Origin of the sequence: Streptomyces sp. NPDC058375 (genome assembly GCF_042723425.1) — a bacterium.
Taxonomy (GTDB): Bacteria; Actinomycetota; Actinomycetes; order Streptomycetales; family Streptomycetaceae; genus Streptomyces; species Streptomyces durocortorensis.
Map to the genome: position 1 here is coordinate 1 of NZ_JBHXJG010000293.1, position 8,509 is coordinate 8,509.

The following is an 8,509-nucleotide window of genomic DNA, read 5'->3' on the forward strand; positions in this document are numbered from 1 at the left end:
TAACCGGCTGGGAACGGACAACGGACAGGGGCGGCCCTTCGGCCGCCCCTGTCCCTGTTCCCGGGCCGGATGCTGTCAGCGGTGAGCCGCTGCGATCCCGTACGACCGGACGAGGCGGGCCAGTTGGCGGCCCACGGCCAGGAGGGGTTCCTCGCTGCGGTTGACCTGGGCGGTGACCTCGGCGCCCTCGATGGCGCTGATGACGGTGGTCGCCAGCTCCCCGGCCTCGTCCGCAGGGAACCCGCAGCTGAGCAGCTTGTCGAGGACGAGCCGCTGCCAGCCGTTCAGGGCTTCGGCGCACGCCTGCTGGAGGTCGGAGTCGCCGCCGAGCGTCTCCAGGGCGGCCGCCGTCACCGGGCAACCGTCCACCCAGCCCGACTCCTTGAGCCCGGCCGCCAGTTGACGGGTGCAGGAGACCACCGCGTCCGCCGGGTCCGGCTCGCTGTCCAGGGCTTCCTTCAGCAGCGCCGCGAACTCCTGCTCGCCGTGCCGGATCGCGGCGACGGCGACGGCCTCCTTGCCGCCCGGGAAGAAGTGGTAGATCGAGCCGAGCGTGGCCTGCGACTCCTTGGCGATCTGCTTGATGCCGGTGCCGACGTACCCCTGCCGCTGGAGGAGGCGCGCGGTCGTCACGATGATCCGGTCCCGGGTGCTGCTCTGCATGGCGTCACTGTAGCGGGCATTGGGTAGAGCGTTCGTTCTAGAGCTGTGCTAGTTTCGCGGCACGCTCTAGATAGAGCGTTCGTTCTAGTCGGGGCGGAGCGGTTCCCGCCCACCCCGGCCGACCCGCTGGAGGCAGCTATGAGCAGGACGACAACAGAGCATCCGGGCGCCGTGACCGTCATCGGACTGGGACCGATGGGCCGGGCGATGGTCGGGGCCTTACTCGACCGCGGCTACGGGGTCACCATGTGGAACCGCACCGCTTCCCGCGCCGACGACCTGGTGGCCCGGGGCGCGGTCCTCGCGCCGAGCCCCGCCGACGCGGTTGCGGCGAACGAGGTGGTCGTCCTCAGCCTCACGGACTACGCGGCGGTTCACGCCGTACTGGAGCCCGCAGCGCCGACCCTGAACGGCAGGGTCCTGCTCAACCTCACCTCCGGGACGCCCGAGGAGGCCAGGGCAGGAGCCCGCTGGGCGGCCGAACACGGTGCCGTACAGCTCACCGGCGGGGTCAACTCGTCGCCCACGGGGATCGGGCAGCCCGACTCGGCCACCCTCTACAGCGGGCCGCGCGAGGCGTTCGACCGGCACCGGCCGGTGCTCGAAGCGCTGACGGGACGGGTCGACCACCAGGGCGAGGACCCGGGGCTCGCCGCACTCTCCTACCAGCTCGGCATGGTCATGTTCTGGACCTCGATGCTGAGCTTCTGGCAGGCGATCGTCCTCGCCCGCGCGAACGGCCTGACGGCGGCCGACATCCTGCCGAGCGCCGTCGAAACGGCGACCTCGCTCCCGGAGACCTTCGCCTTCTACGCCGAACGCATCGACGCCGGAGTGCACGACGGTGACGTCGATCGCCTGGCCATGGGGTTGGCGAGCACCGAACACGTTCTGCACACCAACGCCGAAGCGGGCGTCGACACGACCCTCCCGGCCGCGGTCGTCGACCTGTTCCGCCGGGGCGTGGAAGCGGGCCACGCGGAGGACAGCTTCTCGGCCCTGGTGGAGCTGCTGGCGAAGCCCGGGCCCCCGACCGATCCGGGCACGGACGGTCGGGTCCGGGAGGATGGCCCCTCCCTACGGTGAACGAGCAAGGGAAGGAGCCAGGAGTTGCTGGAACGGCTGAACGACGCCATGGACCACATCGAGGCCCACCTCGGTGAGCGCATCGAGGCGGCGGACCTCGCCCGGATCGCGATGACGTCGGAGTACCACTTCCGGCGGATGTTCTCCGCGTTGGCGGAACTCCCGCTGTCGGAGTACGTCCGTCGCCGCCGCATGACGGTCGCGGGAGCGGAGGTGCTCGCCGCCCCCGACCGGACGCTGCTGGAGGTGGCGGTGCGGTACGGGTACGACACGGGGGAGGGCTTCGCCCGCGCCTACCGGGCCGTGCACGGCATCGGCCCCGGCGAGGCGCGCCGAACGGGCGCGGTTCTGCGGTCGCAGCAACGCCTGACCTTCCGACTCGTCGTCGAAGGGAGTAGCGCCATGCGCTACAGGCTGGTGGAGAAGAACGCGTTCCGGGTGGTCGGGAAGAAGGCCCGCGTCCCGCTCATCCACGAGGGGCCGAACCCGGCCATCGCGGAGTTCATCCGGGGGATCGGCCGGGAGGAGCTGGACCGCATCGCGGCCCTCTCCGACCAGGAGCCGGCGGGCATCGTCGGGGTGAGCGACCAGCTCGACCCGAGCCGCGCGGAGGGCACCGAACTCGACTACCACCACGGGGTGGTGACCGGCGCGGAGCCTCCGGAGGACCTGGATGCCCTGGACGTACCGGCGGGCACGTGGGCGGTCTTCGAGAGCGAGGGCGAGTTCCCGCAGGCCCTCCAGTACCTCTGGCGGGATGTGTTCACGCAGTGGTTCCCGTCGAACCCGTACGCCTCCCGCCCCGGCCCGGAGATTCTGCGGGTGCGGCTGACGGAGGAGGGGAAGCGGGCGGAGGCGGAGCTGTGGATCCCGGTGGAGCGGTCGGCCGGCTGACACACGAGAACCGCCCCGCTTTCGGCCGTGTTGACGGCCGGGGGCGGGGCGGTTCCTTCGTGCGCGGGTGCGGCTCAGAGGGCGGTACCGGCTGCTCAGAGGGCGGTGCCGCTGCCGTGGACGAAGGCGCTCCAGGTGGCGGGCTCGACGGTGAGGACGGGACCGTCGGTCACCTTGGAGTCGCGGATGTGGACGGCGGCGGGGTGGGTGGCTACCTCGACGCAGTCTCCGCCGTCACCGTTGCTGTAGCTGGACTTGCGCCAGTGGTACGCGACTTCGACGCAGGCCCCGCCGTCGCCGTTGCTGTAGCTGGACTTGAACCAGTGGAGGGCGGTAGGGCCGGGGGCGGGGTGTGCGGCGCGGGACATGTCTCTCCAAGCAGTGCGTCAAGCAGTGCGTCCAGTAGCCGGGTGCTCTCCGCGACGGTGAGCGCCTGGGAACGCAGCATCCCATACCTCTGCATAAGTGCGCTGACGTCGGCGGGTTCGTCGTACAGCTCTCCCCGCAGTTGGCCGTCGACGTAGGCGAGCCCGTCGTGGTCGGGCGTCTCCAGCAGAATCAGCGGCCCCGAGAGTCCGGCGTGCCGAGGGGTCTTGCGGGGCATGATCTGGATGGTGACGAACGGCAGATCCATGCAGCGCCGCAGATGAAGAAGCTGCTCCCGCATGACGTCGGGATTGCCCAGCTCGGTGTGCAGGATGCTCTCCTCCAGGATGAAGTGGAGGATCGGCCGGGGCTTGCGCTCCAAGATCTTCTGGCGGTCAAGGCGGTCCGCCACCCGCTTCTCGATCTCATCCTCTTCGAGCGGCGGGTAGTTGCAGCCGAAGATGAAGCGCGCGTACGCCTCGGTCTGCAGCAGTCCCGGAACGAGCTGTGACTCGTACCAAAGCAGGCTCGCCGCGTCCTGCTCGTACTGCACGAAGTCCTTCACCAGCGCCTGGTAGCGCTCCTTCCGCGGGATCTTCTCCACCGCGACCCGCAAAACGCCCTTGGTGTCCAGCAGTTCATCGAGCTGGATGGCCAGGTCTAACTGAAGCGCTCGTCGCCCCTGCTCGATCGAGGCGATCGTGTCCTCGCCCACCCCGGCCTGCTCGGCGAGGGCGGCCTGTGTCAGCCCGGCGAGTTTGCGGAAGTGGCGCAACTGAGCCCCGACCAACTGCCACGAAGTAACTCGCCTGATGCCGCTCTGCTTTCCCGGTTGCATGACCTGGCTTCTCCCCGTTCCGGCCCCGCTGTCAACCCGTCAGAACCCGTACAAAACCTTTTGTACGTCTCTCGGCTCTGCTTCAGCCTAGTAACTCCGTGTGAGCGTGGAATCATGAACGAGACAACCCAACTCCCTTACTTCCGCGCCGCCTCCTACTGCCGGGAGCGCAGGTCGATCCCCGTCGTACGCAAGTTCGCCCGCAAGGCGCTGGTCGAGTGGGAGTGTGAGCAGCGGGCCGACGATGTGCTGCTCTGCGTGACCGAGCTGGCGACCAACGCGCTCCGGCACGGCGTGCCCCCGGGGCGTGGGTTCAAGGTCCACATCTACCTGGAGCGGGTCGAGAGCATCATCCGCGTCGAGATGCACGACAGCGGAAGCGGTGTCGTGCGCGCGGCGGACGGGCCGCCGGAGGCCGACGACGAGGGCGGGCGCGGGCTGCTGCTTGTCGCGGCACTGGCGGACAAGTGGGGGGTGATCGAGCGGAACCCCGGCAAGGTCGTGTGGTGTGAGTTCGGCGTCGTATGACTTGCTGTTTCGGCAAGGGTGTTTGTCATTTCGGCCGCGTGGGCGCACTCTCGTCGTCGAGCGGTGGTGATGCCGCGTGACGAAGGAGGAGCGACATGAAGCAGCAGCGGTACGACGTGGTGATCGTGGGCGGCGGGGCCGCCGGCCTGAGCGGGGCGCTGGCCCTGGCGCGGGCCCGGCGCTCGGTTCTGGTGATCGACGCGGGGGAGCCCCGTAACGCTCCCGCCTCGCACGTGCACAACTACCTGGGCCGCGAGTCGACCCCGCCCGGCGAGCTGCTGGCGATCGGCCGGGGCGAGGCCGCCGGGTACGGGGCGGAGATCGTCGAGGGCCGGGTGGCGTCCGCCGAGAAGCTGCCCGGGGCCGGGGAGCAGGGCTTCCGGGTGGTGACGGAGGACGGCCGGAGCGTCGAGGCGCGGCGGCTGCTGGTGACGACAGGGCTCGTCGACGAGCTGCCGCCCGTGCCGGGGCTGGCCGAGCGGTGGGGGCGCGAGGTGCTGCACTGCCCGTACTGCCACGGCCACGAAGTGGCGGACCGGCCGATCGGCGTGCTCGCCACCGGCCCGCTCGCCGTGCACCAGGCGCTGATGTGGCGGCAGTGGAGCGACGATGTCACCCTCTTCCTCCACACGGGCCCGGAGCCCGCCGAGGAGGAGTACGAGCAGTTGGCGGCCCGGGGCATCGCGCTCGTGGACGGCGAGGTGGCAGGCCTGGAGGTGGCGGACGACCGGTTCACCGGCGTACGGCTGGCGTCCGGCCGGGTCGTCCCGCGCGAGGCGCTGGTGGTGCAGGCCCGCTTCACCGCCCGCTCGGCGGTCCTGGAGTCGCTGGGGCTGAAGCCGGTGGCGCAGGAGATGGGCGGGGTCGTGATCGGTTCGTACGTCCCGACCGACCCGACCGGCGCGACGGAGGTTCCCGGGGTCTGGGCGGCGGGCAACGTCACCCGCCTCACCGAGCAGGTGATCGGTGCCGCTGCCGCAGGTCTCATGGCGGCGAGCGCGGTCAACGGCGACCTGATCACCGAGGACACCCGGCTGGCAGTGGCGGCCCGGCGGGTGTAAATGTGTCCGCCCCCTTGCCCGGTCTGTCATCGGAGAACCGGACGGACCCGATGAGTTTGCGGCCCGCCGCCGGTCCAAGTACATGACACCCAAGGGAAAGGACACTGTCATGTCGGAGCTTCTCGTCGACTTCATCACCTCCCTCGACGGCTACGCATCAGGAGAGGGCTGGCCCGGGTTCTGGGGCCTCGAAGGCCCGGAGTACCTCGCCTGGCTCGGTGAGCAGCCCGAGGTCACCCACCTCATGGGAGCGAACACCTACCGCCAGATGTCGGGCTTCGCCGCCGGCGAGGTCCCGGACGGCCAGGACGAGTTCAGGCCCGAAGAAGAGGCGTCCGTCGAGGAGCTCACGCAAGCACCCAAGGTGGTGTTCTCCTCCTCGCTCGAGGAGCCGCTGACATGGGCCAATTCGACGCTGGTCCGCGACGACGCCGTCGAGACGGTCCGTGCGATGAAGGAGAGCGGCTCGGGGCTCCTCAGCACGATCGGCAGCCTCAGCCTGTGCCGGTCCCTGCTGCGGGCCGGACTCGTCGACCGCTTCCGGGTCGTGATGTTCCCGGTGATCACCGGGGCCACGGGTGCGGAACGCATCTACGACGGCTACCCGGACGTCGCCCTCGAAATGATCGAGCACCGCACCTTCGACGGCCGCACTCAGCTGGTCGAGTACAGGCCCCGCGTGCTGGAGCACCCGCCGCTCGGCGCCCCCGCGTGACGCCGTCCCGTCCACGAGTGGGGAACCTTGCGGCCCGCCCCCGTCCGGCGTAACGCGGGCACACGGATGAGGGGCCGCCGGGGTGACGGACTTCGTCCGGCGGATGTGTGAGCTCCGGTTGAGGGGATACGCGGAGGGTGCCCGGGGCAACGATGACGCCGGGAGTCGAAACGTAGAGGGAGATGTGTCGTGGGCATCATCGCTTGGATTCTGATCGGCCTGCTCGCGGGCGCCATCGCCAAGGCGCTGATGCCGGGCAAGGACCCGGGAGGCTGCCTGATCACGATGCTGATCGGGATCGTGGGCGGGCTGCTCGGCGGCTGGCTCGGCAAGGTGATCTTCGGGGTCGACTCGATCGACGGGTTCTTCAGCCTGTCGACGTGGATCGCCGCCGTCGTCGGTTCGGTGATCGTCCTGCTCGTCTATCGGCTGGTCACGGGGAACAGGGCGAACAGGGCACGCTGACCCGGGCGGCTACGACGGCTCGACGGGACGATTCGCCCGCATATGCCTGTATTGGCAGAGGTGCGACAGGGCAGCCGTGGAGCAGAGCCGACGCCTCTACGCCCACCCAGGACCGACAAGAGGACAAGAGGACATGACGGACACGACCCGTAAGCCGACCACCTCCGACTCCGGTGCCCCGGTGGAGAGCGATGAGCATTCGCTCACCGTCGGCCCGGGCGGGCCGATCCTGCTCCAGGACTCCTACCTGATCGAGCAGATGGCCCAGTTCAACCGCGAACGCATCCCCGAGCGCCAGCCGCACGCCAAGGGCAGCGGGGCCTTCGGCAAGTTCGAGGTGACCGCGGACGTCTCCGCGTACACGAAGGCCGCGCTCTTCCAGCCCGGCACCACGACCGACCTGGTCATCAGGTTCTCCACCGTCGCCGGCGAGCGGGGCAGCCCGGACACCTGGCGCGACCCGCGCGGCTTCGCGGTGAAGTTCTACACCAGCGAAGGCAACTACGACATGGTGGGCAACAACACCCCCGTGTTCTTCGTGAAGGACCCGATGAAGTTCCAGCACTTCATCCGGTCCCAGAAACGCCGGGCGGACAACAACCTCCGCGACCACGACATGCAGTGGGACTTCTGGACCCTCTCGCCCGAGTCGGCCCACCAGGTCACCTGGCTGATGGGCGACCGGGGCATCCCGCGCACCTGGCGTCACATGAACGGCTACACCTCGCACACGTACATGTGGATCAACGCCGAGGGCAAGAAGTTCTGGGTGAAGTACCACTTCAAGACCGACCAGGGCATCGAGACGTTCACACAGCACGAGGCCGACCAGATGGCGGCGGCGGACACGGACTACCACACCCGTGACCTGTTCGAGCACATCCGGGACGGCGACTTCCCGAGCTGGACGCTGAAGGTCCAGATCATGCCGTACGAGGATGCGAAGGACTACCGGTTCAACCCGTTCGACCTGACCAAGGTGTGGCCGCACGGCGACTACCCGCTGATCGAGGTCGGCCGGATGACGCTGGACCGCAACCCGACGGACAACCACGCCGAGATCGAGCAGGCGGCCTTCCAGCCGAACAACCTGGTCCCCGGCATCGGCCCGAGCCCGGACCGCATGCTGCTGGCGCGGTTGTTCAGTTACGCGGACTCGCACCGCTACCGCATCGGCGGGAACTACCAGCAGCTGCCCGTCAACGCCCCCGTCGCACCGCTGCACACGTACTCCAAGGACGGAGCGATGGCGTACCGGAAGGCGACCGACCCGGTCTACGCGCCGAACTCCAAAGGCGGGCCGGCGGCGGACACGGAGCGCTACGGCGCCCCGCCGAGCTGGTACGCCGACGGGGACATCACCCGGGCGGCCTACGTGGACCACGCCGAGGACGACGACTGGGGCCAGGCGGGCACGATGGTCCGCGAGGTCCTGGACGACGCGGCGCGGGACCGGCTGGTGGACAACATCGTCGGCCACCTGCTGAACGGGGTGACCGAGCCGGTGCTCCAGCGGGCGTTCCAGTACTGGTCGAACGTCGATGCCACGCTCGGCAAGCGCGTCGAGCAGGGCGTACGCGCGAAGGCCGGCGAGAAGGACCCGAAGGCGGCCGAGCAGGCCAACCCGGCCCGCTCGTCGATGCAGCGCAAGGCGTAGGGCCACTCCGGGCCCACGAGACAGGCCCCCGCCCGTCGGCCGACGGGCGGGGGCCTGCGGCGTCCACCTGTTCGGTCGCCCGTGTACCGAGGGTCGGCGGAGGCCGTGCCGGTCGCGGTTCCTAGGCTGGCCGCGATCCCAGGGGGGGTGCCTCTATGTCGTTCGTCAAGGCACCCCTGTCGGGTTTGGGGCGGTTCGGTGTTGCTGGGGTTATGCGGCGAGTTCGACGTCCTTCG

Annotated in this window: 9 protein-coding genes and 1 pseudogene; 7 read left to right on the forward strand and 3 right to left on the reverse strand. The window is 69.6% G+C overall.

Going from position 1 to position 8,509, the window contains the following annotated elements; translation table 11 throughout:
• Positions 1-75: 75 nt before the first annotated feature.
• Entirely contained in the window at positions 76-663 is a 588-nt protein-coding gene (locus tag ACFWM7_RS31000) for a TetR/AcrR family transcriptional regulator (RefSeq protein ID WP_383266914.1), read from the reverse strand.
• Between the two features lie 138 nt (positions 664-801).
• On the opposite strand from ACFWM7_RS31000, the gene ACFWM7_RS31005 reads away from it, so the two are divergent.
• Positions 802-1,749, forward strand: a complete 948-nt coding sequence (locus ACFWM7_RS31005; RefSeq protein WP_383266916.1) for an NAD(P)-dependent oxidoreductase — start codon at positions 802-804, stop codon at positions 1,747-1,749.
• A 24-nt stretch (positions 1,750-1,773) separates the two neighbouring features.
• Positions 1,774-2,643: a GyrI-like domain-containing protein gene (locus ACFWM7_RS31010; RefSeq protein ID WP_383266919.1), complete on the forward strand. Its 870-nt coding sequence runs from the start codon at positions 1,774-1,776 to the stop codon at positions 2,641-2,643.
• Between the two features lie 95 nt (positions 2,644-2,738).
• Here ACFWM7_RS31010 and ACFWM7_RS31015 read toward each other — a convergent pair whose 3' ends face one another.
• Both ACFWM7_RS31015 and ACFWM7_RS31020 read right to left on the reverse strand, forming a co-directional pair.
• Positions 2,739-3,011, reverse strand: a complete 273-nt coding sequence (locus ACFWM7_RS31015) for a DUF397 domain-containing protein (protein ID WP_383266921.1) — start codon at positions 3,009-3,011, stop codon at positions 2,739-2,741.
• A 41-nt stretch (positions 3,012-3,052) separates the two neighbouring features.
• Positions 3,053-3,847 (reverse strand): annotated as a pseudogene (locus tag ACFWM7_RS31020) (Scr1 family TA system antitoxin-like transcriptional regulator); the annotation flags it as partial.
• 114 nt (positions 3,848-3,961) lie between these two features.
• Here ACFWM7_RS31020 and ACFWM7_RS31025 point away from each other — a divergent pair.
• The 5 genes from ACFWM7_RS31025 to ACFWM7_RS31045 all read left to right on the forward strand — a co-directional run bounded on the left by ACFWM7_RS31025 (position 3,962) and on the right by ACFWM7_RS31045 (position 8,273).
• Positions 3,962-4,375 carry an ATP-binding protein gene (locus ACFWM7_RS31025; protein ID WP_383266924.1) on the forward strand — a complete coding sequence of 138 codons (414 nt, stop codon included), beginning with the start codon at positions 3,962-3,964 and terminating at the stop codon, positions 4,373-4,375.
• A 95-nt stretch (positions 4,376-4,470) separates the two neighbouring features.
• Positions 4,471-5,436 (forward strand): NAD(P)/FAD-dependent oxidoreductase, encoded by a 966-nt coding sequence (locus ACFWM7_RS31030; protein WP_383266927.1) that lies wholly within the window; start codon positions 4,471-4,473, stop codon positions 5,434-5,436.
• A 109-nt stretch (positions 5,437-5,545) separates the two neighbouring features.
• Positions 5,546-6,151: a dihydrofolate reductase family protein gene (locus ACFWM7_RS31035; protein ID WP_383266930.1), complete on the forward strand. Its 606-nt coding sequence runs from the start codon at positions 5,546-5,548 to the stop codon at positions 6,149-6,151.
• Between the two features lie 189 nt (positions 6,152-6,340).
• Positions 6,341-6,616, forward strand: coding sequence for a GlsB/YeaQ/YmgE family stress response membrane protein (locus ACFWM7_RS31040; protein WP_383266933.1), 276 nt, complete (start codon positions 6,341-6,343; stop codon positions 6,614-6,616).
• 133 nt (positions 6,617-6,749) lie between these two features.
• Complete coding sequence (locus ACFWM7_RS31045) at positions 6,750-8,273, forward strand: catalase (RefSeq protein ID WP_383266936.1); 1,524 nt, start codon at positions 6,750-6,752, stop codon at positions 8,271-8,273.
• The last annotated feature ends 236 nt before the right edge of the window (positions 8,274-8,509 follow it).